The sequence below is a fragment of the Brevundimonas sp. CURTG3B2_SDJG genome, from assembly GCF_057364705.1.
In genome coordinates, this window is record NZ_JBNFOJ010000595.1 from 1 (window position 1) to 555 (window position 555).

Annotated in this window: 1 pseudogene; it reads left to right on the forward strand. The window is 74.1% G+C overall.

The features are described 5' to 3' along the window. Positions 1-160: 160 nt before the first annotated feature. A pseudogene (locus AC2W7C_RS18865) lies at positions 161-555 on the forward strand (A/G-specific adenine glycosylase); the annotation flags it as partial.

Sequence of the window (555 nt, forward strand, 5' to 3'; positions counted from 1 at the left end):
CGCGGAGCCGGGCGCGTGCGGCGGCGCGACAGGATCTCGCGGGCTTCGGCGTCTGTGGGCAGCGGACGGCGCATGCGCGAGGTATAGCGCGATCGCGGCCCGCCGTCCCGGCGAACGGTCAGGGCGCCAGGGCTCGCGTTTCCGGTCTATATCGGGACCGATGCCTTCCGTCCCCGCAGACGTTCCCGTCCTCCGTTCCGCCCTGCTGGACTGGTACGACGGCCATGCGCGCCTGCTGGCGTGGCGGTCGCCGCCCGGATCGGCCGCCCGTCCCGACCCCTACCGGGTCTGGCTGTCCGAGGTGATGCTGCAGCAGACCACCACGCCGCATGCGACGCCCTATTTTCTCGGCTTCGCCGCCCGCTGGCCGACCGTCCGTGACCTGGCGGCGGTCGAGGACGGCGAACTGATGGCCGCCTGGGCGGGGCTGGGCTATTACGCCCGCGCCCGGAACCTGCTGGCCTGCGCCCGCGCCGTCGCGCGGGACCACGACGGCCGTCTTTCGGACACGGAAGAGGGCCTGCTGGCCCTGCCGGGGTCGGCGCCTACACGGCC